Below are 24790 nucleotides of genomic sequence, written 5' to 3' on the forward strand. Positions count from 1 at the left end.
AAAAGAAAAGAGGAAAGAACTATGAAAAAGACCTACAAATGTGAAGTTGATTGCGCTAACTGTGCAGCAAAGATGGAAGAAGCTATTAACAAGATCGATGGTGTTAAGAATGCAAGAGTTAATTTCATGACTCAGAAGCTTACACTTGAGGCTGATGATGAGAGATATACAGAGATTCTTGATGCTGCAGTTAAGGCCTGCAAGAAGGTTGAACCTGATTGTGAGATTGAGATCTAAATTTATATAAATAGTTAACAGCATTACGAGGCAGACATTATGACTAAGAAAATGAAGAAAACCAGAAACAGAATAATAGCAGTACTGATTGCTTTTGCAGCTCTTTTGGTTGCAGAGCATACGGGCCTTTTAGATAAGCTTCCCTGGCCGGCAGTTTTTGTTATATATCTTATTCCCTATCTTGTGATAGGATACGATGTTTTAAGGAAGGCCTTTATCAATATATCTCATGGACAGGTATTTGATGAGAATTTCCTTATGATGATTGCGACCTTTGGAGCCTTTGCAATTGGTGAGTATTCAGAAGCACTGGCAGTTATGCTGTTCTATCAGATAGGCGAGCTTTTCCAGAGCTACGCTGTTGGTAAATCAAGGGCATCCATAACTGAGCTTATGAGTATTGCTCCTGAATATGCCAATGTGATTCAGGATAATGGCGATATCGAGGAGACAGATCCTGAGGATGTTCAGATTGGAACAATGCTGCTTATCAAGCCCGGTGAAAAGATTCCGATCGACGGTATCGTAACTGAGGGAGATTCCTTCGTTGATACATCAGCGATTACAGGAGAGTCTGTTCCAAGAAGAGCTTCTGAGGGAAGCGAAGTAATTAGTGGCTGCGTTAATAAGGACAGCGTTCTTAAGATCCGCACTACCAAGAACTACGAGGATTCAACAGTTTCCAAGATTCTTGAGCTTGTTGAAAATGCAAGCAACAAGAAATCAAGGATGGAAAATTTTATAACAAGGTTTGCGAAGTACTACACACCTGTTGTTACAATCGGCGCTGTTTTACTTGCGGTTATTCCGCCGCTCCTTGGTATGATGCCTCTTTCTGATTCAGTAAAAAGAGCATGTATTTTCCTTATAGTTTCATGTCCCTGTGCACTGGTTATATCCGTTCCTCTTGGATTCTTTGGAGGAATCGGAGCAAGCTCCAAAATGGGTATTCTTGTTAAGGGAAGTAATTATCTTGAAGCAATTGCCGAAGCAAGCACACTCGTTCTTGATAAGACAGGAACCATAACAAAGGGAGAGTTTAAGGTAACAGAGATTCTTCCTGTAAATGAAAACGTTACAAAGGAAGAGATAATATGCATTGCTGCAGGAGCTGAGAAGTTTTCAACTCATCCTATAGCAAGATCCGTGATGGAATATCACGAGGAGATGCATAAAAAAAACAACGAGAGCCTTGGAGACGATAATACTGTGCTTTCAGACATCAGGGAAGTTCCCGGGCACGGCATTACAGCAAGCCTTCAGAATGAGACCATCTATGTCGGTAATGCAAAGCTTCTTAGAGACAATAACATAGAATTTAGTGAATCCGATAAGCCCGGAACCATTATTTATGTGGCAAAGGGAAAACTTTTTCTTGGAACAATCATAATATCTGATACAATAAAAGAAGGTGCAGCAGAGTCTATTTCACTGGCTAAAAGAGCCGGAGTTTCAAAGGTCGTAATGCTGACCGGAGATAACGAGGATACTGCTAAGGCTGTAGCGGATAAGGTTGGAATAGATCAGGTTTATGCACAGCTGCTGCCCGCTGATAAGGTGGAAAGAGTAGAGAAGCTTCTTGAAGATAATAATAGCGGCAAGGTTGCATTTGTCGGTGACGGTGTTAACGATGCTCCTGTTTTGATGAGAGCCGATGTGGGAATTGCCATGGGAAGTATGGGTTCCGATGCTGCTATTGAAGCTGCGGATATTGTCCTTATGGATGATGACATCAGCAAGATTTCCGCAGTAATTCAGATCGCCAGGAAGACACTGAGAATAGTAAAAGAAAACATAGTCTTTGCTCTTTTCGTGAAAATATTGATACTGTTTCTTGGCGCAATTGGATTTGCTACCATGTGGATGGCAGTTTTCGGAGATGTTGGCGTAGCTGTAATAGCAATTCTCAATTCCATGAGGGCCATGAAATGGACGAAAGAGGACATGAATGGCAAAGTCAGAGCTTGAACTTATCCAGTATTTAATGAGAATTATCAGTCATAAGAGCGGTGATGTCTGCAAGGTTACTTACACTCCTCAGAAGATTGCATTCCCTAAGAGTGCAGAAGGAGAGACAACTCTTCCAAGATCCACACCGGAGGAGCAGGGCGTAGACAGCGCCTTTATTGAAAAGCTATTTAGGACTTTATATAACAACAACAGCTGCCATATGCATAAGATCATGGTAGTGAGGAACGGATATGTAATTGGTGAATGTGCCTTTAAGCCCTTTGATATGGATTACTGGCATGTTACCCATTCCATGTGCAAAAGTGTAACAGGAATGGCCATAGGTCTTCTTGTTTACGAAGGGAAAATTAAATTAGACGACAAAATTGAAGATATATTCGGAAAGAAAGGCCCTCTGCAGATCTTCTTTTCCAAGGGACTTACAGTCAGACATCTCCTTACAATGAGTAGCGGTGTCGAGTTTAATGAATCGGGATCAGTCCTTGTTAATGACTGGAGAAAACAGTTCCTTGAATCACAGACGAAGTTCACGCCGGGAACAGCCTTTGAGTATAATTCAATGAATTCATACATGCTCTCGGCAATAGTGACGGAAGTTACAGGCGAGAGCATGTTTGATTATCTAGAGCCAAGAATTTTCGAGCCTCTTGGAATAAAGAGGGTATATTGGGAGAGCTGCCCCCAGAATATCAATAAGGGCGGCTGGGGAATGTACCTTAGAGCAGAGGATATGGCTAAGCTTGGTCAGCTGTATCTGAATAAGGGCATGTATGATGGAAAGCGGATTCTTCCTGAAGAGTGGGTTGAGGAAGCAACACAGGCGCACATGGCAACCGGTGAAGTGACAGCTCCCGGTTATGGCTTCCAGCTATGGACCAGCAGCTCGAGACTTGGTGCTTACACCTTTAACGGAATGCTCGGACAGAATGTATACATATTCCCTGATGTAAACATGATGGTAGTTACAAATGCGGGAAATGAGGATTTGTTCCAGAAGGGCAATATGTCTCAGACAGTTCACAGGCTGATGTCAGAGCTTGAGGTTCAGGATGCACCTATACCTGTTACACAGGAGGTAAGATGTAAGCAAAGCAGCCTTGGAGAATTTATAAGGATGGCTGAGGACATACCTGAATGCAGAACTGTTATTGCAGGCGGAGGCTGGAATAAAAAGAAGAAAAGAAATACCTGTGGCATGAGCCCTAAATTTAGATATCATCTTATGAAGTGCATTGATGGCGTAACCTATGACATGGATGATAAGGGTGTTGGCTTTATGCCGATACTGCTACAGATTTTACACAATAATCACACCGATGGAATTAAATCAGTCGGCTTTAAACTGGATGAAAGATCCGGTTCGTTTTTCCTTCTTATCACAGAGGGCAAAACTGTTCATGAGATAAAGTGCGGCTTTGACGGCTTCAGGGCAGTTACAGAGATAGATGAGCATGGTGAGATATATGCGATTTCAACTGTGTCAGAGTTTTCTATAGATGAATACGGAAGACCTGTACTTAGAAACGAATTCTATATGCTCGAAGATTCTACCTGCAGAGTTATGAACATATACTTTGGGAAAAGAGAGCCGCTGGAGCATGATACCGGATTCACCCTGGAAAAAACAGATGTTCCGGAAAATATTGGTATTAGATTCGACGAGGTTCCGGGAAGCGGAATGCTCATGAGAATACTTAACCAGTTCGGACATTTAGAGCTGGGAAAGGGAATGAGCGGTTTTGTTTTAAACAGGCTTTCTGATTTTGGAGCGATAGATGCGTTGATGATGGCCATCACTGTTGCTGTAAGACCTAAACTGCATGGCAGAATACATGACAAAGACGGCAGTCTGGGGTATGATAATATAGATGAGCTTCCGGAGGAGGCTTATCTTATCGCAGATGAAGATGATGCAATTATGGAGGATGATTAAATATGGCAAATGAGATTTTTGAAAAAGTTAACAGCTGCGTAGAAGCAATCAGAAAGGTTACTGATTTTCAGCCCAGAGTTGCCATTACTCTTGGCTCAGGACTTGGCAACTATGCAGAGCAGATAGATGTTAAGTGTGAGATTTCCTATTCAGATATTCCGGGCTTTCCTGTTTCAACAGTTCCCGGCCATGCAGGAAAATTCATTTTCGGTTATGTAGGAAAGGTACCTGTAGTCTGCATGAAGGGCAGAGTACATTTTTATGAAGGCTACGATATCAGCGATGTAGTGCTTCCTGCAAGAGTTATGAGAAAGCTCGGCGCAGAAATACTGTTCCTTACAAATGCTGCCGGTGGCATAAACTACACATTTGATTGTGGTGACCTTATGCTCATTAACGATCATATTTCAGTGTTTGTAAGAAACCCTCTTATCGGACCTAATATCGAAGAGTTTGGAACAAGATTCCCGGATATGAGCTGTGTATATGATAAGGAGCTTCGTGAGATCATTCTTGAGACAGCACTTAAAAACAAGATTCCGCTCAAGCAGGGTATCTACGCTCAGCTGACAGGGCCTTCCTTTGAGTCTCCTGCCGAGATACGCATGCTCAGAACTCTCGGAGCTGATGCTGTCGGCATGAGCACGGTTGTAGAAGCCATCGCCGCAAGACATATGGGAATGAGAGTATGTGGTATTTCATGTATAAGTAACCTCGCTGCGGGTATGTTAAATGAACCCCTTTCTCATGAAGATGTGCAGAAGGCTGCAGACAAAACCGGACCTCTTTTTGAGAAGCTTGTAACCGAGTGCGTTAAGAAATTTTAATCAAAACCATGGAGAAGGATAGCGGGATGAGAATCAGATTTTACAATGCAAAAATACTTACAATGAAAGATGGACAGGATATCTTCGAGGGTGAGCTTTGGGTAAGCGGAGATAAGATCATCTACTGTGATACTAATGAACAGATAGAGAACTACTACAAGGAAAATCCCAACACAATGCTGGTGTTTGACAGAGAGATAGACTGTAAAGGTAATCTTCTTATGCCCGGCTTTAAAAATGCGCATACTCATTCCGGTATGACGCTGCTTAGGTCAAAGGCTGATGACCTGCCGCTTGCAGACTGGCTTAATAAGCAGATTTTCCCTGTAGAGGCCAAGCTTACTGCAGAGGATATTTATCACCTTACAAAGCTTGCAATACTTGAGTATTTGGATGGTGGTATTACATCCATTTTTGATATGTATCTTACACCTCAGTCAATAGCTGATGCCTGCAGAGATGCAGGTATGAGATGTGCTCAGGTCAGCGCCGTGAATAATTTCAGCCAGTCACCTGAGCTGGTTGAGGAGATGTATAACACTCTGAATGGAAGGGATGAGTACAACTCATATTTCATTGGCTTTCATGCAGAATATACCTGCTCTAAGGAGCTTCTTGAGAAAATAGCAGCGCTCTCACATAAGTACAAGGCACCTGTATTTACTCACATTTCAGAAACTGCAGGTGAGGTTGCAGGATGCAGGGAAAGATATGGTATGAGCCCTGTGGAGTTCCTTGACAGTCTTCAGATGTTTGATTACGGCGGAGGCGGATATCACCTTGTTCATACTGATGAGAAGGACATGGATATCCTGAAAAAGCGCGGACTTTATGTTGTAACAAATCCCGGTTCAAATACAAAGCTTGCAAGCGGAATTGCTCCTATTAACGATTACTTAAAGAGAGGAATTCCTGTAGCGATTGGTACTGACGGACCTGCAAGTAACAATGCTCTTAGCATGTTCAGAGAGATGTTCCTTGTAACAGGACTTGGTAAGCTTCGTGAAAATGATGCCGCATGTATTGATGCTATGGAAGTTCTTAAGATGGCTACAGTTAACGGCGCAAGAGCAATGGGACATAATAATGCAGATGCTCTTGAGCAGGGCAAGCTTGCTGACATTATCATGATTGATCTGCACAAGCCTAATATGCAGCCTGTTAACAATATCGCCAAGAACATTGTCTATAGCGGTGACACCTCAAATGTAATTCTTACAATGATCGGTGGAATTATCAGATACGAGAACGGTAATTATAATATCGGTGTAAGCCCTGATGAGATTTACGCAAAGGCAGAAGAAATCAAGCAGAGAATAAGTAAAGAACTATAAATATTATCGAGGAGAGTGTATGACAGCTGGGATGATTTTGGGTATTATAGGAGCATTTATCCTTATAATATTTCTTCTGGGGGTAAAAAATTCAAGAGATGAAGGCAGACGCTTTAGAAAGAAGTGCGCAGACGAATATGGTTCTGCGCCTTCGTCTTGTATAAAGAGGGAAAGAGACAGTTTAAGCGGTTTTTATAACGCTAACAAAAAGGATTTTTTCATTGATGATATAACCTGGAATGACCTTATGATGGATGAGGTTTACGACAGGATTAACTATTGTGAGACATCCTCGGGTGAGGAGTACCTTTACTATATGCTGAGGTGCCCGGAAATAGAAAATGAGGATGCCTTTTCAAATATGGAAAAGAGCCTTGGGGTTCTTAAAGGTAATGCTGATGAGCGGATACTCCTTAAGGAAAGCCTCCACAAGGTTGGAAGGATGGGCAGGTATTCAATCTGGGAATATCTAAAGCTTCTTGATAATGCAAAGACAGGCTATACCGGCCTGGAGATGGTTATTCTTTTCCTGTATGTATTTTCAATTGTTGTGATGGCAACGCTTAATTTCACAATGGGCTTTTGCCTGTTTACACTGCTTCTTTGTGTAAACATGATGGCCTACTTTAAGATCAAGGCATCTATCGACCCGTATCTTGCCACCTTTTCATACGTTCTAAGACTTATAAGAGGTGCAGGCGAGCTGAAGGGCATTAAGTCAGAGGCTTTCGGGGATGAGATTAAAAAGATAGCTGAATATGAGAATAACCTAAAGGGCTTTAAAAGAGGCTCCTGGATTCTCATGTCTGCAGGAAGAGCTACCGGCTCCTCAAATCCCTTTGATGTGATTCTTGATTATGTGAGAATGGCGACACATCTTGATCTTGTAAAATATCATTCAATGCTTAGAAAGCTTAAGAATGAAATAGAAAGCGTATATGGATTAACAACGCTTATAGGCTATATTGATGCCTGTGTGTCTATAGATTATTACAGAGCTTCCTTGAAGGATGGATACTGTATCCCGGAGTTCTCAAGGGATTCTGATTATGTTATTGCTGAGGGAAGACATCCTCTTATGGATGAGCCTGTTGCCAATTCATTTACCGCAAAAAGAGGATTTCTTATAACCGGTTCAAATGCATCAGGTAAATCTACATTTCTAAAGATGTGTGCGATAAACAGCGTTTTTGCACAGTCAATCCATACCTGCCTATGTAAGGAATACAGGGCTCCGCTTTACAGAGTTTATACCTCCATGGCACTTAAGGATGACCTTAAGCTTGGAGACAGCTATTACATGGTGGAGATAAAATCTCTTAAGCGTATCCTTGATGCGGCAGGCTTCTTTGATGCGCCGGTGCTCTCATTTATAGATGAGGTTTTACGCGGAACCAATACGGTTGAGCGTATTGCAGCTTCCTCAAAAATTCTGGAGTACTTCGCAGGTAACAAAGGCGGTATGATGTGCTTTGCGGCAACACATGATGGTGAGCTGTCCGAAATTTTGGGAGAGCTTTATGATGTTCATCATTTTGAGGGCGAGATGAAGGAAGGAGATGTCCTTTTCGATTACCTTCTTAAGGATGGTCCTGCCACCAAAAGAAATGCCATCAGTCTTTTAAGGACAATTGGCTACAACGAGAGCATAGTTGATGAGGCCGAGAAAATGGCTGCAAGATTTGAAGATAAAGGAATTTGGAATTTATGAATGTGACAATATATTCAGACGGATCAGCAAGAGGAAACCCGGATGGACCGGGCGGATACGGAACCGTTATACAGTTTGTTGATTCAAAGGGCGAGCTCCATGAAAAGGAATTAAGTGCTGGGTACGATAAGACAACAAATAACAGAATGGAGCTTATGGGAGCGATAATGGGGCTTGAAGCCTTAAACAGACCCTGCGTAGTGGATCTCTATTCAGACTCCAAGTATGTAATTAGTGCTTTTAATGAAAACTGGATAAACGGCTGGCTTAAGAAAAACTGGAAAAAGTCTGACGGAAAGCCTGTTAAAAATGTTGAGCTCTGGAAGAGACTTCTTGAAGCTGCAGGAAGACATCAGGTCACCTGGCACTGGGTTAAGGGACATGACGGACATCCGGAAAACGAGAGGTGCGACAGTCTTGCAACGACTGCTGCCGATGGCCCTTCTGATGAACTTCTCCATGATGATGGCGGAGATCTTAGATAGCGTAAAATGAACTAATTACCGTAAAAGGCAATTTTTGTCAAAAAGTTAGCATGATATGAATTGAAAATACTCCCTAAAATATGATATTATTTTAATAGTGTGAAAAATAGTTTAGAAAAAGCTTAAATAAAATTTTAAGCGGAATGGAGTGTATTATGAAATTCTTCTTGGATACTGCTAACGTTGAAGACATTAAAAAAGCAAATGACATGGGCGTTATCTGCGGTGTTACAACAAACCCTTCTCTTATCGCAAAAGAGGGCAGAGATTTTAATCAGGTTGTTGCAGAGATCGCTTCTATCGTAGATGGTCCTATAAGTGGCGAGGTTAAGGCTACAACAGTTGATGCTGAAGGCATGATCAAAGAGGGCCGCGAGATCGCTAAGATCCACAAGAACATGGTAGTTAAGATTCCTATGACAGAAGAGGGACTTAAGGCTTGCCACACACTTGCAGCTGAGGGTATCAAGGTCAACATGACTCTTATCTTCACAGCTAACCAGGCTCTTCTTGCAGCAAGAGCAGGCGCTGCATTCGTTAGTCCTTTCCTCGGAAGACTTGATGATATCAGCACAAGAGGAACAGACCTTATTTCTGAGGTTGCACAGATCTTTGACCTTCACGGTATCGATACAGAGATCATCGCTGCATCTGTTCGTCATCCTATGCACGTTACAGATTGCGCACTTGCAGGTGCACACATTGCTACAGTACCTTATGGCGTTATCGCTCAGATGGTTAATCATCCTCTTACAACTGCCGGAATTGATAAGTTCCAGAAGGATTATAAGGCAGTTTTTGGCTGAGAAAACCTGGCGAGGTATTGCCTGGCCTAGTTTGAACGTGTTCTGGCGAGCGAAGCGAGAGCTGAACTTCCTTAGAGAAGCACTTTTATGGTGCTTCTTTTTTTTAATAATTTTTTATATATGATTAATAGTTTTACAGCGTCCGTTTTGCTAACATTAATTGAGGTATTAAATCTAAATTAAGGCTGGTTATTTATGGCAGAAAGTGAAGAGAGAGGACCATCCAGGGTTCTTTATTCCAAAGAAGAATTTATTAGCTTGGTTAATGAAAAAGCAGAAAAAGGTGATTTCTCTGCTTCTTTTTGCTGTGTATATTTTGCTGTAAATAATTTCGTGCAGTATTACATGAAGTACGGCTTTGATGAAGGCTATCAGGTTATCATGTTTGTATCAAATAAGATAAGAGATGCCTTCCCGGTTGATATTGCCTGCAAATTGGAGGATTCTACCTTTGCGGTTATCACTGATATTGAGGATGTTGATACCTTCATTACAAGAATATGTAAGGATTTTGATGAAGTCTATATTCATACCGGTATGGAGCTGCATGCCGGTATTTATCCCATTGATCCCTATGATAGGAATGCAGAGGAAATAATACTGGATGCTAATATTGCCTGCTACAACGGTGAGTCCAAGGGAGAGGGAATAACTATATATGATAAGGAGCATGTTGATAACAGTATTCTGATGCAGCATTATGTTGTGCATCACCTGGAAACTGCTCTTGAAAACGGCGAGATCGAGGTATATTATCAGCCTATTTTCCATACATATTCAGGTAAGGTATGTGGTCATGAGGCTCTTGCAAGATGGAACAACCCTGAATATGGAGTTCTGATGCCCAAAGATTTTGTACCTGTCCTTGAAAATTCAAAGAAGATATATCTGCTTGATTCCTTTGTTATTAAAAAGGTCTGCGAGGATCAGAGTAAAATTAAGGAGACAACAGGGCTTGATCCTGTTCCTGTTTCCATTAACCTTACAAGAATGGACTTTGAGCTTTGCGATATGCTAAGTCTCCTTGAGGGTGAGATAAAGAAATATAAGCTGTCCAGAAATCTTATTCAGATAGAGATAAGTGAAGCAGAGATCACCATGGACAGAAAGGGCATAATGCGCGAGCTGAAGCGCTTTAAGGAAGCCGGCTTTACTATTATTTTTGATGATTTTGGAAGTGAATATTCATCACTTCATATATTGAATGATATGGCCTTTGATGCTGTTAAGATAAACAGCAGCTTCCTTGAGGGCTATAACTATGACAAGACACCAAGACTTATGATGAAAAATGTCATCAACCTGGTCAAGGAGCTTGGCATACGTACAATGATGGGTAGTGTTGAGGATGAGGAAATTCTTGAGTTCCTAAAGCAGGCAGGCTGTGAGATGACTCAGGGACATCTCTATAGTGAGGCAGTGCCGCTATGGTATTATCCACCCGGCGGATATCCCTTCGAGTATGAGACTGAAGCGGAGAGACATTTTTATAAGGAAATTGGTAATGTAAATATCCTTTCCCAGACTCCTATTGAAGAAAAGCATATTGATGAGGAGGAGTCGATTTTCCTTAATCAGCTTCCTCTTGCAATACTTGAGCTTGATAACAAGAAAAACTTCAAGGTACTTATGTACAGCAGGGACTTTAATAATATATTTGAGCCGCTGTTTATTGGTGATGTCAGATTTATCAATGATCTGCTTGACTCACCAAGGCATTCTCTTGCTAAAAACATTAAGCTCCTTGCACAACAGTGTGTGGATAATGATGAAATCCATGCGATGGAATTTGTTACCAGCAGAGGCTATAACAGACTAATGCTGAGGCAGATAACCACCAATAAGGAAATTGGTAAGACTGCGATTCTTGCGATTGCAGAGACCATGACGGACGATGATCCGGGAGCAAGAGCAGTTCAGCTCAATTCCCATATCAAGTTCCTGTATATGATCTACAACCGTGTTGATATTGTAAATATCGATATGGATACCTTTGAGACCGTATATGAGAATAATGCCAAGTACACCCACAAGATGGGTAAGGGTACATATTCAAGGGCTATTAAGGCCTTCGCAGATGAGGCTATCTATAACGAGGACAGAGAAGCATTCCTTGATTTCTATGATCTTACAACAATTAATGACCGTATCGAGGAATACAGCTTTGACCATCTGACTGACTACTTCAGAACTATAGATGCAGAGGGCGATTACAACTGGCTCATGTATCTGATCATTCCTATTGTCTCTGAGGGCAATAAGATGTTTATCATGTGCGCAAGAAGTATTGATGCGGAGCGCATGAGAAAGCTTCCTGACATAAGTCAGAGCGGATCAGAGTACTATGACATGCCAAGTGATCCTACATTCCTGCTTCTTGCAAGTGATGCCTTTACGCATACCCTTGGATATGGTTCCTTTGAGCAGTTCATCAGGAACACCTTCTATCTTGAGGCTAATCTCAGTACGAAGAAGACGGTGTATATGCATCTTGGACAGAGCGGTCTGATATCTGATTTTGGTGAGACCGGATATATTGAGCTTCCGTTTAAGGAAGTTATGATAAGCATGCTAAATGCCCAGGTTGTTGCCGAGGACAGAGAGAAAATGGTTGAGTTTTTTGATGATGAAAGACTCCTTAAAGCGTACAATGACGGAACAACCTCTGATCATATTGTCTGCCTTGAGATGACTGGTGCCAATGATATGCCAAGATATCAGAATTTCTGCTATCGCATGAGGAAGACAAGACAGGATAATAATATTCATATTTATATTCTTAAATATGATATCGATCAGTTTACGAGAACCAATGAAAGAATAAGATTCCTTGCTGAAAGAGATACCCTTACAGGTCTCTTTAACAGAATGACTATCGGAAGAATGTTTGATGCCTTTGTTAAGGATGAGGAGACGAAGAGCCTTGCGCTCATACTTCTTGACCTTGACTACTTCAAGCATATAAATGACGACTATGGACATGACTGCGGCGATATGGTACTAAAGGACGCAGCCAGAAGAATGCAGGAAAATCTTGGAGATGACTGCTATCCTTCAAGAATCGGTGGAGATGAGTTCCTGGTAGTAATAAGGAATCACTCGACAGAAGAAGTGGACAGGCTGCTTAAACAGTTTTCCGAAGATAATAAGATAGTTGATTACAATGGGGAAGAAGTAAAATTCACAATGTCTGTGGGATATGCTGTATACCCGGAAGACGGAAAAGCGTATAATGAATTATATAGAAACGCAGATAAAGCATTATACTATGTGAAAGAAAACGGAAAGAACAACTATTCAAAGTACGAAGGCTAGCGGAGGTAAGAAGATGTCTGGAAAGTATAATATCTGTCTTGATATTGGTGGAACAAAGATTCTTGGGGCAATTTTTGACGAAAAAAAGGATATAGTTTACAGACTTAAGAAAAAGACTAAGGAAGCCGGTGATGACACTGCCAATGTTGAAAAGATGATAATCAGCGTTGTGCAGGATATGATCGACGAGTCGGGTATCAAAAAGAAGGAAATCAAGGCGATAGCTGCGGGAGCACCCGGAGTTATAGACCAGGGCTCGGGAATCATTCTTACTTCTCCGAATCTTCCCTGGACTGATTATGATATAAAGTCCTCTATTGAAAAGAAGTTCGACATTCCCTTCTACATCGGAAATGATGTAAATGTAGGTGTTCTCGGTGAGTGGAAATACGGAGTTGCAAAGGGCTATAAGAACGTTGTTGGCTTCTTTGTAGGAACCGGAATGGGCGGCGGCCTCATACTTGATGGCAAGATGTTCACCGGTAATAAGTATAAAGCAGCTGAATACGGACACATGATCCTTGATCCCGAGGGACCGCTTTGCGGATGCGGACAGAGAGGATGTCTTGAAGCCTTCTCAAGTAAGAAGGGCATGAGCGCGTATATCCTTCAGCAGACAGCAAGAGGCCGCAAGAATATGCTGGCTGAATCTATTGAAAACGGCGTATTTAAGAGTAAGAACCTAAAGAAGGCTCTTGCTGCAAAAGATACAGTAACTCTTGAGGCTGTTGACAGAGCCTGCCACTATCTTGCAATTGCTACAGGTAACATGATAAATACCATAAGTCCTGACATTGTTGTTTATGGCGGCGGCGTTATGGAAGCGGTCGGCGATCTTTTCATGGAGAAGATACTTGCAGAGGTAGACAGATACTGCATGCCTTCCATCAGAAAAACCGTTGAACTTAAGAAGGCAGCCCTCGGAGATGATTCCAATATCTACGGAGCCCTTGCCATGATTGAGGATATGTGATACGGAATTTAAAAAATCGTGAATTTACAAGTATTTTTACGATGATATATTAGCTGATTTGTTATATAATAAGACTTGTTGCGGATCTGTGTATGCAGAATGACAACAAGTCTTTTTTATTCAAAGGAGAATCCTGATGAAAGTAAATATTAAAAAGCTGAGCGATACAGCTACATTGCCTACAAGAGGAAGTGCTGCAGCTGCCGGCTATGATCTTTATGCGAATGTCAGTGAGGATACAAAGATAGCACCTCACACAACACAGAAGATAGGAACAGGACTTGCAATGGAAATTCCGGATGGCTACTTTGGGGGAATTTATGCAAGAAGCGGTATTGCAACAAAGGAAGGACTTCGTCCTGCTAACTGCGTTGGTGTAGTGGATTCTGATTATCGCGGAGAGATAATTGTTGCAGTTCATAATGACTCAGATATTGAGAGAGTTATAACTCCTGCAGAGAGAATTGCGCAGATCATTATCCAGCCGTATTTATCAGTGGAATTTGAAGAAGCAGATGAGCTTGCAGAATCAGAAAGAGGAGCAGGCGGATTCGGTTCAACAGGTAAACAATAAGCACATTGTTACTGGCAAAAGTGCTATAATTAATTTTGGATGTTATTCATTATGCCATAGATGAGGAGGAATACTATGAACAACAAGCTTTACAAACTTATGAACTGGCCTGAGATTGAAGAAATAATATATTCTGACGGGGATGATCCTCATCGAATCCTTGGTGCTCATAAGGTGGGCTCCAATCTGTTAATTCAGACATTTTATCCAATGGCGGTTGAAATAGAAGTTGTTCCGGATTCAGGAACAAAGAAGTATAAGATGGAACTTGCTGATGAAGCAGGCTTTTATGCTGCTCTTGTTCCCTATAAGGAGAACTTCAAATATAAATACAGAATAAAACTTGAGAACGGCGACGTTAAGGAGATCATAGATCCTTACAATTTCTCTGCGAGAATGGATCGTGAGGACTTTATCAAGTTTAATAGCGGCATTCATTATTCTATTCATGAAAAGCTTGGCGCTCATATTATTGAGCTTGATGGCGTTAAGGGCTGCGCCTTTGCGGTTTGGGCTCCCGATGCTGCCAGAGTAAGCGTAATCGGCGATTTTAATGACTGGGATGGAAGAGTAAATCAGATGCAGCGTGTTGATCACGACGGCATTTTTGAGATATTCATTCCTGAGGCAAAGGCCGGTGACGGATATCAGTATGAGATCAAGACAAAGGGCGGCGTAATCTTTAAGAGACCCGATCCCTTTGGCTATGCATTTAAGGATAAGGAGAACGAGGTTTCACAGGTTACTCCTATAGACGATATCAAGTGGACTGATGCTGCATGGATAAAGAACCGTGCAAAGTTCAACAGAGATACGGATGCGCTTTCAATCTGCGAGCTTTCACTTGATTCCTTTGCTGCAAGACATCAGAATCATATTCCTGATTACGAGGAGCTCGCTCATGAAATTCTTCAGTATGTTCAGGATCATGGCTTTAATACAATCGAGCTTAAGCCCATTATGGAGCACATTCCGGGACATCCGTTCCATATAAATGGATTCTTCTCAATTCAGAAGAGATACGGTTCTCCTGCAGGCTTTAAGAAGTTCGTTAATATCATGCATGAAGCAGGCATAAGAGTAATCATGGACTTTGTTACAACCTTCTTCCCCAAGCTTCAGTGCGGACTTAATGCCTTTGACGGACAGGCTCTTTATGAGTATCCCGATCCGAGAATGGGCGTACATCCCAGAACCGGCGATCTGATATTTGACTTTGGAAGAAAACAGGTTACCAATTTCCTTATTTCAAGTGCTTTATTCTGGGTTGAGACATTCCACCTGGATGGTCTAAGGGTAGCTGATATTGCCAAGATCCTTTATCTTGATTACGACAGAAAGCCCGGACAGTGGGTTCCTAATATTTATGGCGGCAATGAAAATCTTGAGGCTAAGGATTTCCTTTGCAACTTCAACGCTGTTTTAAAGACAACCTATCCCGGCGTACTTACACTTACAAAGGAGACCTCCTGCTGGCCCAGGGTTACAGGAGAGCTTGATGATGGCGGTCTTGGATTTGACTATAAGTGGAACAATGGATGGACCAAGGACTTCCTTGATTATATCCAGAATGATCCGCTGTTTAGATCAGGTAACCACAACGAGCTTACATTCTCCCTTGTATATTGCTACACAGAGAGATTTGTTCTTGCATTTACCCATGAGGAAATCGGAAAAGGCTTAGAGGGACTTTATGACCTTATGCCCGGTGATTCAGCTCAGAAGATGGCTGGCGTAAGACTTGCAATTTCTTATCTTATGACACATCCCGGCAAGAAGATGATCTATATGGATCCCAATGAGCTCAGCATAGATAATGCTGTTTTCCTTGAGAACATGATCCATTCACTTAATGAGATATATTACAACAGACCTGCTCTTCATAAGATCGATGTAAATGACAGTGGCTTCGAGTGGATTAACAGTATGGCTGCTGAAGAGTGCATGATGTCCTTTATGAGAAAGGGCGAGAAGGATGAAGACCTTCTTGTAGTTGTTGTTAATATGGCCGGTGTGGACAGAACCTTTGAGGTTGGTGTTCCTGCCGATGGTAAATATTATGAGATATTTAACTCAGATGATACCTGCTATGGCGGAAGCGGAATAGTTAATCCCGGAAGGATTGAGGCCAGCTTTAACGAGGCTGACGGTAGACCTTATTCAATTCCGATCAAGGTTGCTTCATCATCCCTTGCAATCTTCTCATACACTCCTTACACAACACAGGAGAAGAAGATCAGAAAGATCCGCGAAGAGGAAGCAAACAACAAGATGCAGGAGCGCGAGAAGACCTTAAGAGAGCTGAAGAACAGACAGGAAAAGGAAGAGGCAGAGCTTTTAAGAGAGCTTCATGAGCGCTATGAGAAGGAGCTTGCAGCTCAGGAGGAGGCTATCGAAAAGAAGTACGAGCAGATTGAGGAAGAGCGTATTTCAAGCATAGTTTCTGAAGCAGCCCTTAAGTCTATTTCAGGTAAAAAGACTGTTGCTAAGAAGACTGCAACAAAGAAGGCTGCTGCTTCAAAGGCTTCCGGCAAAACAGGTACAGCTAAGAAGGCTGCAAAAACTACAACAAAAAAGACTACTGCGAAAAGGACAGTAAATAAGACAGAAAAGAAGGAAGACAATAAATAATGAATATGATGTTACCGCCCATGCTGCTTACTGCTACTGCTGAAACTGCTATCGAGACTTTGGCGGAGGTAACAGGAAACGAAAACTTAAAACCGGGAGTAATCCAGAATTATCTTAAGGACCTCCCGGATAAGGCTTTCGCCCTTTTGGTGAAGGTCGTTTTTGCCATCATTGTCATTGTAATAATGTGGCAGGCCATAAAGGCTATAACTAATCTGGTGGAGAAGTCCTTAAAGAAAACAAAGATTGAGGACGCAACAGCCAAGTTCCTGGCAAGTGTAGTCAAGGTATCGCTTGAGGTATTCCTTGCATTTTCAATAGCTGCCGGCTTTGGAATGGATACGGCAAGTATAGTAGCACTTCTTGGTTCTGCCGGTGTTGCTATCGGTCTTGCCGTACAGGGAACACTTTCAGATTTTGCAGGTGGTATTCTTATCCTTCTTGCAAAACCCTTCAGAGTAGGTGATTACATTGTTGTTAATGGGGCAGGAATTGAAGGCTCTGTCACTGAGATAGCTCTTATCAATACCAGAATGCTCACAGCTGATTACAGAAGAATCGTTGTTCCTAACGGCGCGCTGGCATCAGCTACCATAACCAACAACAACGGCAACACAATGAGAATCCTTGATACCATGGTAGGAATCTCCTACAGCGCTGATATTGATAAGGCAAGAGCTGTTGCAACAAGAGTTCTTGATGCAAATGAGTTCATCTCTGATAAGTATGAGAAGGTAGTTTACGTTGATGAGCTTGCTGACAGCAGCGTGAACCTCAGAATCAGAGGATGGGTTAAGCCTGCTGATTATGTAAAGGCGAAGTGGTCAATGAATGAGGCAATCAAAAAAGCCTTTGATAAGGAAGGTGTTGAGATACCTTTTCCTCAGATGGATGTGCACATGAGATGATAGTTTTTTTGCTTGTCAAAGTCTGATGTAATAAGTATAATGATATCTGTGCCTTTTGAAGGACACAGATATTTGCTGGAATAGCGCAGTCGGTAGCGCAACTGATTCGTAATCAGTAGGTCGAGGGTTCAAGTCCCTTTTCCAGCTTATAAGAAGAACCTCACAGTTTCATCTGTGGGGTTTTTGTTTTAACAAAATGAATTCAAAAATTGCTCGATTTCATTCTTGCCAACACTTTAATACTGTGATATGGTAAAGAATATTGTAAAAAATAAACAATAACGTTATAAGGAGAAAACTATGGCGCAGCTGTGGGGTGGAAGGTTTGAAGGAGAGATAAATGAGCTTGCATGGAAGTTCAATGCATCCATTTATTTCGATAAGAGACTTATTAAACAGGATGTTCAGGGCAGCAAGGCTCACGTTACCATGCTTGCCAAGCAGGGCATTATAACTGATGGCGAGAGAGACCAGATAATCAGCGGACTTGACTCCATTATTAAAGATGTAGAGGACGGAAAGCTTGAGATTACCGATAAATATGAGGATATTCACAGCTTCCTTGAGGCTAATCTGATCGACAGAATCGGTGATGCCGGTAAGAAGATGCACACAGGGAGATCCCGAAATGATCAGGTGGCACTTGATATGCGTCTTTATATCAGAGAGGAAGTAAAGAGTACTGCTGAAGCACTCTATGATATCCTTGATACATTAAATAAGATAATGAAGGATAATCTGGGTACATATATGCCCGGCTTTACACATCTTCAGAAGGCTCAGCCTGTTACTCTGGCTCACCATCTGGGAGCATATTTTGAGATGTTCTACAGAGACTCACAGCGTCTCATGGATGTGTTTACAAGACTGAATTTCTGTCCGCTTGGAAGCGGCGCTCTTGCAGGAACAACCTATCCTCTGGACAGAGACTATACCGCGGAGCTTCTTCATTTTACAGGTCCTACTGCCAACAGTATGGATTCTGTATCTGACAGGGATTATCTTATTGAATTCTTATCAGCCCTTTCAATTATTATGATGCATCTTTCAAGATTTTCAGAGGAAGTAATAATCTGGAATTCCAATGAATATAATTTTGTGACCATAGATGATGCATATTCCACAGGTAGCAGTATTATGCCTCAGAAAAAGAACCCTGATATCGCAGAGCTTGTAAGAGGTAAGACAGGAAGGGTATACGGAGCACTTAATTCTCTTCTTGTTACCATGAAGGGAATACCGCTTGCCTATGATAAGGATATGCAGGAGGATAAGGAGGTCAGCTTTGATGCTATCGATACCGTAAAGAACTGCCTTGTTCTTTTCACAGATATGCTTAGAACAATGAAGTTTAATAAGGATCAGATGGCTAAGAGTGCGATAAGAGGATTTACCGACGCAACTGACGCTGCAGATTATCTTGTTAATAAGGGTGTACCTTTTAGGGATGCTCATGGTATTATAGGTAGAATAGTTTTACATTGCCTTGAAAAGGAATGTGGAATTTCTGATATTACTATCGAAGAGCTTAAGGGATTTGCTCCTGAGTTCGATGAAGATATATATGACGCCATAAGTCTTAAGACCTGTGTTGAAAAGAGACTTACCGTTGGAGCTCCGGGACCTAAGGTTATGGAGAAATCCATCGCAAGAAACGATAAGAGACTAGGGGCTTACTGGACTGGAGTGGAAAGCTTTAAAACGGAGTAATAAAAAATTTATTTATCAAATATTAAAGAGGAGATTGAAAAAATGAGCGAGAAATTGAAAGTAGCAATTCTTGGTGCAACAGGTATGGTAGGTCAGAGATTTATTACAATCCTTGACAATCATCCGTGGTTTGAGGTAGCTGTTGTTGCAGCCAGCCCCAGAAGTGCAGGCCAGACCTATGAGGAATCTGTAGGTGACAGATGGAAGATGGAAGTTCCCATGCCTGAGTCTGTTAAGAAGCTTGTAATCAAGGATGTTACAAATGTAGAAGAAGTTACTAAGGATGTTGATTTTGTCCTTTCAGCAGTAAATATGTCTAAGGATGAGATTAAGGCTATCGAGGAAGAGTATGCTAAGACTGAGACTCCTGTAGTTTCAAACAACAGCGCTCACAGATGGACTCCTGATGTTCCTATGATCATTCCGGAGGTTAACCCTCATCACGCAGATGTAATTGAGTTCCAGAAGAAGAGACTTGGTACAACAAAGGGCTTCATTGCTGTTAAGCCTAACTGCTCAATCCAGAGCTATGCACCTGCTCTTTCAGCATGGAAAGAGTTTGAGCCCTACGAAGTAGTAGCTACAACCTACCAGGCTATATCCGGTGCAGGTAAAAACTTTAAGGAGTGGCCCGAAATGGAGGGCAACATCATTCCTTTCATCTCCGGTGAGGAAGAAAAGAGTGAAAAAGAGCCTCTCAGAATCTGGGGACACATTGAAAATGGCGTGATTGTACCTGCTGAAAGCCCGATTATTACATGTCAGTGCATAAGAGTTCCAGTTTTGTATGGACATACGGCCGCAGCTTTTGTAAAATTTAAGAAGAAAGCTACAAAAGAAGAACTTATTAAGTGTCTTGTGAATTTTAGTGGCAAGCCTCAGGAGCTTGGTTTACCCAGTGCTCCCAAGCAGTTTATTCAGTATCTTGAAGAGGATAACCGTCCGCAGGTTTCACTTGATGTCAACTACGAAGGTGGCATGGGTGTAAGCATCGGTCGTCTCCGCGAGGATACAGTATATGACTGGAAGTTTGTAGGCCTTTCTCACAATACACTTAGAGGAGCTGCAGGCGGTGCAGTAGAATGCGCTGAACTCCTCAAGGCACTTGGATACATTGGCAAGAAATAAGTTTACATGATTAGTAATCTGGGGTGAGGAAAATTTATATGGAAAAGACAAAGGTTCAGGAACTAGAAGTACTTAATGGTTACTATAACAGTGGGGACAATCAGATAGTTATAGTCTATGGCCATATTCGTACTGGCAGCGCAACCGTAATAACCACTTTTGCAGATGATAAAGAGTATCTTTATTATTGCGCATGTTCAGCTTCTGAAAGGCTGCAGCAGTATCTGATTGGCGAAATGATACGTAAGGATGGAAGAGAAATATCAGAGTATCCTTCGTATAAGGAGATAACCGAGGTTATTGAGAACTATGCAAAGGAACTGAACAAGCCGATTGTTGTTTTTATTGAGAATTTTGAGGATATTATAAAAGCTTCTCCAAACTTTATAGAGGAGATAAGCTCTGTGATCTACAGAAGCGGCCATCCTCAGATGATGGTTGTTCTCATGGGCTCTAATGCCGCATGGATTGAGAATAACATGGTTGAGAAGATTGGCGCACAGGCTGCCAATATTTCAGGCTTCCTCAAGATTAAATCCTATTCATTCCAGGAGATGAGAAGAAGATTCTCAAAAATGAGTGACAGGGATGTTGTTACTTCTTATGCTGTATTTGGAGGTAACGGAAGACTCTGGTCCTATTTTGATGAGAATAAGACCTTCAAACAGAATGTGTGTGAGAAATTCCTGGATGTGCTTAACAGCGTACTCCTTCGAGAGACCTTTAAGATTCTCGAAGAAAACCTCAGAGAGACAGCTGTTTACAATACCATCATGTATGGTCTTGCAAATGGCAAGAATAAGTTAAATGATATTCATCATGCAACCGGCTTCTCCAGAGCAAAGATAATGGTTTATCTAAAGAGCCTTATCGAGCTTGGAATGGTAGAAAAGGTTTATTCCTTTGCTACTACCGGACATGAAAATGTGCAGAAGGGTGTATACAGAATATGTGATCCATTGGCTCATTTCTTCTACAGATTCTTCTACGCACATCTTACTGAGATTATAAGAATGGATTCTGAAGAATTTTATGCTACATTTGTTGAGCCCGGATTGTCAGAATATGTTGCATCCGCTTTCAGAGCTGTCTGCAGGGAGTATGTTGTGAAGCTTTCAGAATACGGAAGATTACCCTTTGTAATTGATGAAGAGGGTGAATGGGTCGGCAAGGTTGATTCCCTTGATATTGTGGCTCAGAGTGAATCCGGTGATACACTTGTTGGTGTATGTTATTGGGATTCCAAGATGGATGTTGATGCGATTGAAAAGGTTAGAAGCTGCTGTAAGAGAGCAAGGGTTAATCCCGATTACTATTACCTCTTCTCTGCCGTAGGATTTGAGGACGGATTAAAGGAGCTCGCAAAAGAAGAAGCGTCCATCAAACTTATAGAATTGGAAGAAATGATGAATGCCTAAAAGCGTTTTTATTGCCGAAAAGCCCAGCGTTGCCAGGGCTTTCGGCGCTGCATTAAAATATAATTTTTCTAATAAAGACGGATATATGGAATCAGAAGAAGCTATCGTCACCTGGTGTGTAGGACACCTGGTGACGATGAGTTATCCTGAGGTGTATGATGAGAAAATGGCCAAATGGTCATTGAACACAATTCCATTTATTCCGTCTCAATTTAAGTACGAAATTATTCCACAGAGTGCTAAGCAGTTCAATATAGTTAAGGGGCTTCTTACACGTGATGATGTGGATACTATATATATTTGCACTGACTCGGGACGTGAAGGAGAATACATTTACAGACTTGTTGATCAGGAAGCCAAGGTAACAGGCAAGGTGAAAAAGAGAGTCTGGATCGATTCACAGACTGAGGACGAAATTCTTAGAGGAATACGTGAAGCCAAGGATGACAGTGAATACGATAACATCGGAGCAGCTGCATATCTGAGGGCTAAGGAAGATTATCTGATGGGTATTAACTTTTCAAGAGCACTGACTCTTAGGTATGGTTATTCCATCAGAACTTTTCTTGGTCTGGATAAATGTGTTGTTGCGGTTGGCCGTGTTATGACCTGCGTGCTCGGTATAGTTGTTGACAGAGAGAGGGAGATAAGGAACTTTGTCAAGACTCCCTTCTACAGAGTGCTTGGAGATTTTGCTATCGGTGATAAAAGTATATCTGCCGAATGGCGCGTCCAGGAAAAGAGTAAGTATAACGGTTCCTTCGAGCTATATAGTGAGAAGGGCTTTAAGAAAGAAAAATCAGCCAAGGCTCTTATAGAGTCCTTTGGACAGCTCCCTGTAAAAGGAAAGATACTTCTTCTTGAAAAGAAAAAGGAGACGAAAAATCCTCCGCTTTTATATAACCTTGCGGAGCTGCAAAATGACTGCTCCAAGTTTTTCAAGATAGATCCTAATCAGACACTGGCAATTGCCCAGGAGCTATACGAGAAAAAGCTTACTACTTATCCCAGAACGGACGCCAGAGTACTTAGTACGGCGATCTCTAAGGAGATAGATAAAAATATTAAGGGACTTACAGCCTACGAGCCTGCATCTATATTTGCAAAAGCAATTCTGCAGCATGAATCCTATAAGGATATCGCAAAGACAAGGTATGTAAATGACAAGGCAATTACTGACCACTATGCGATAATTCCTACCGGGCAGGGACTTGGTTCCATAAGCTCGCTTAGTCCAACTGCAGCTAAGGTATATGAGATAATAGTAAGAAGATTTCTTGCTGTATTTTATCCTGCTGCCCAGTATTCAAAGATTAAGATGGAGATGTTAGTGCCCACATTGGATCCTCAGTTTGAGGAGCATTTCTATGCGGGCTTTAAGCTTCTTAGCTCCAAGGGATATCTTCATGTTATGGATTACTCCTTTAGTAAAAAGAAGGAGGAGGAAAACAAGGAAGATACGAAGGACGAAAAGGCTGAAAATGATGCCGAGGATGCAGCAGCAGATGAAGGCCTCTTTGAGGCTCTTTCAAAGCTTAAGAAGGGTGATGAGATCGACCTGACAGCTGCTTCCATTAAGGAGGGTGAGACCACACCTCCTAAGCGATATAACTCAGGAACGCTTATACTTACAATGGAGAATGCAGGTCAGTTTATTGAGGACGAGGAATTAAGATCCCAGATCAAGGGCTCCGGAATAGGCACCAGCGCCACAAGAGCAGGTATCCTTGATAAGCTTGTTAAAAACAGATATTTGGAACTTAATAAAAAGACTCAGATAATCACGCCTACTCAGATGGGTGAGATGATATATGATACGGTTTTTGTGTCCATGAAGCCTATGCTCAATCCTTCTCTTACAGCAAGCTGGGAGAAGGGACTTACCCAGGTTGAGCAGGGTGAGATATCAGAAGATGAGTACATGAAAAAGCTCACGGATTTCATAACGAGAAGAACCAATTATGTTAAGCAGAACGATATGAGATCACATATGCAAAGATTCTTTATGGCATCTGCAGAGTATTACAAAAAGGCACCTGCCAAGAGTAAAGTGACAAAAAGCAAAAGTAAGAAATCATAAATCCTTCCACCGTAAAAGGTGATGCGACACATAGTGTTAAAAGAGGGAACGAAAGGAAATGATTATGGAAGAATACAGAATTGAAAACTTATATGATTTAAACGAGACAATTGCAGCAGATATTTTCAAGGGAGCTACTTACCCCTGGGAGGTTCTGCCCAAGATCAAGGAATTTATCGTAGAGCTTGGTAAGACACTGCCTGCTGATAAGTTTGATAAGATCGGTGATGATATCTGGATTGCCAAGAGCGTAAAGTTTTTATCAAGAGAGAACAACTACATTGCAGGTCCCTGCATCATCGATGAGGATGCTGAGATCCGTCCCGGTGCGTTTATCAGAGGAAGTGTTATTGTAGGTAAGGGAGCTGTTGTCGGTAATTCAACAGAGCTTAAGAATGTAATTCTGTTCAACAAGGTTCAGGTTCCTCACTACAACTATGTGGGCGATTCAATCCTTGGATTTAAGTCCCACATGGGAGCAGGCTCGATCACATCTAACGTTAAGTCAGATAAGAAGCTTGTTGTTGTAAAAAACGGCGCTGATGATAAGGTAGAGACCGGCCTTAAGAAGATGGGAGCAATGCTTGGGGATAACGTAGAGGTTGGCTGCGGAAGTATACTTAATCCGGGAACAGTAATCGGACGTGGGAGCAATATTTATCCGCTTTCTTCTGTAAGAGGCTGCGTTCCTGCAAAGCACATCTACAAGGAAAAGGGCGTTGTTGTTCCGAAGAACGAAGATTAAAAAA

At 41.8% G+C, this 24790-nt stretch carries 18 protein-coding genes and 1 tRNA gene; all 19 read left to right on the plus strand.

Translation table 11 applies throughout. The features are described from left to right. Window positions 1–21: 21 nt before the first annotated feature. The 19 genes from G601_RS0115020 to G601_RS0115110 all read left to right on the plus strand — a co-directional run bounded on the left by G601_RS0115020 (window position 22) and on the right by G601_RS0115110 (window position 24786). The gene (locus G601_RS0115020; RefSeq protein WP_026490597.1) at window positions 22–237 is read left to right on the plus strand and encodes a cation transporter; all 216 of its coding nucleotides are present in this window, start codon (window positions 22–24) and stop codon (window positions 235–237) included. A 39-nt stretch (window positions 238–276) separates the two neighbouring features. Further along, window positions 277–2205 (plus strand): heavy metal translocating P-type ATPase, encoded by a 1929-nt coding sequence (locus tag G601_RS0115025; RefSeq protein ID WP_026665855.1) that lies wholly within the window; start codon window positions 277–279, stop codon window positions 2203–2205. Further along, on the plus strand, window positions 2186–4141 hold the full coding sequence (locus G601_RS23555) for a serine hydrolase domain-containing protein (RefSeq protein WP_051205893.1): 1956 nt from the start codon (window positions 2186–2188) through the stop codon (window positions 4139–4141). Before G601_RS0115025 ends, G601_RS23555 begins: the two co-directional genes overlap by 20 nt. Window positions 4142–4143: 2 nt before the next feature. Then, window positions 4144–4968 (plus strand): purine-nucleoside phosphorylase, encoded by an 825-nt coding sequence (locus tag G601_RS0115035; protein WP_026665856.1) that lies wholly within the window; start codon window positions 4144–4146, stop codon window positions 4966–4968. A gap of 26 nt (window positions 4969–4994) precedes the next feature. After that, on the plus strand, window positions 4995–6302 hold the full coding sequence (locus G601_RS0115040; RefSeq protein WP_026665857.1) for an amidohydrolase family protein: 1308 nt from the start codon (window positions 4995–4997) through the stop codon (window positions 6300–6302). A gap of 19 nt (window positions 6303–6321) precedes the next feature. Continuing rightward, window positions 6322–8013 carry a MutS-related protein gene (locus tag G601_RS23560; protein ID WP_051205895.1) on the plus strand — a complete coding sequence of 564 codons (1692 nt, stop codon included), beginning with the start codon at window positions 6322–6324 and terminating at the stop codon, window positions 8011–8013. After that, window positions 8010–8498 (plus strand): ribonuclease HI, encoded by a 489-nt coding sequence (gene rnhA, locus G601_RS0115050; protein WP_026665858.1) that lies wholly within the window; start codon window positions 8010–8012, stop codon window positions 8496–8498. Before G601_RS23560 ends, rnhA begins: the two co-directional genes overlap by 4 nt. Before the next feature lie 155 nt (window positions 8499–8653). Beyond that, window positions 8654–9304, plus strand: a complete 651-nt coding sequence (fsa, locus tag G601_RS0115055; protein WP_026665859.1) for a fructose-6-phosphate aldolase — start codon at window positions 8654–8656, stop codon at window positions 9302–9304. 195 nt (window positions 9305–9499) lie between these two features. Further along, window positions 9500–12619 (plus strand): EAL domain-containing protein, encoded by a 3120-nt coding sequence (locus tag G601_RS0115060; protein WP_026665860.1) that lies wholly within the window; start codon window positions 9500–9502, stop codon window positions 12617–12619. 13 nt (window positions 12620–12632) lie between these two features. Further along, entirely contained in the window at window positions 12633–13592 is a 960-nt protein-coding gene (locus G601_RS0115065; protein ID WP_026490605.1) for an ROK family protein, read from the plus strand. A gap of 136 nt (window positions 13593–13728) precedes the next feature. After that, on the plus strand, window positions 13729–14166 hold the full coding sequence (dut, locus tag G601_RS0115070; protein ID WP_026490606.1) for a dUTP diphosphatase: 438 nt from the start codon (window positions 13729–13731) through the stop codon (window positions 14164–14166). A gap of 75 nt (window positions 14167–14241) precedes the next feature. Continuing rightward, entirely contained in the window at window positions 14242–16797 is a 2556-nt protein-coding gene (gene glgB, locus G601_RS23565; protein WP_051200453.1) for a 1,4-alpha-glucan branching protein GlgB, read from the plus strand. Next, on the plus strand, window positions 16797–17705 hold the full coding sequence (locus G601_RS0115080; protein ID WP_051200456.1) for a mechanosensitive ion channel family protein: 909 nt from the start codon (window positions 16797–16799) through the stop codon (window positions 17703–17705). The genes glgB and G601_RS0115080 overlap by 1 nt, the downstream gene beginning before the upstream one ends. A gap of 74 nt (window positions 17706–17779) precedes the next feature. Further along, window positions 17780–17852: transfer RNA gene (locus G601_RS0115085), tRNA-Thr, on the plus strand. 153 nt (window positions 17853–18005) lie between these two features. Beyond that, window positions 18006–19415: an argininosuccinate lyase gene (argH, locus tag G601_RS23570; RefSeq protein ID WP_051205897.1), complete on the plus strand. Its 1410-nt coding sequence runs from the start codon at window positions 18006–18008 to the stop codon at window positions 19413–19415. Window positions 19416–19457: 42 nt separating this feature from the next. Next, window positions 19458–20543: an aspartate-semialdehyde dehydrogenase gene (gene asd / locus G601_RS0115095; protein WP_026490608.1), complete on the plus strand. Its 1086-nt coding sequence runs from the start codon at window positions 19458–19460 to the stop codon at window positions 20541–20543. Between the two features lie 38 nt (window positions 20544–20581). Then, window positions 20582–21961, plus strand: coding sequence for an ATP-binding protein (locus tag G601_RS0115100; RefSeq protein WP_026665861.1), 1380 nt, complete (start codon window positions 20582–20584; stop codon window positions 21959–21961). After that, entirely contained in the window at window positions 21954–24041 is a 2088-nt protein-coding gene (locus G601_RS23575; RefSeq protein WP_035790822.1) for a DNA topoisomerase, read from the plus strand. Before G601_RS0115100 ends, G601_RS23575 begins: the two co-directional genes overlap by 8 nt. Window positions 24042–24105: 64 nt before the next feature. Next, window positions 24106–24786, plus strand: a complete 681-nt coding sequence (locus G601_RS0115110; protein ID WP_035790943.1) for a UDP-N-acetylglucosamine pyrophosphorylase — start codon at window positions 24106–24108, stop codon at window positions 24784–24786. The last annotated feature ends 4 nt before the right edge of the window (window positions 24787–24790 follow it).

Source organism: Butyrivibrio sp. FC2001, from assembly GCF_000424125.1.
Lineage (GTDB): Bacteria > Bacillota > Clostridia > Lachnospirales > Lachnospiraceae > Butyrivibrio.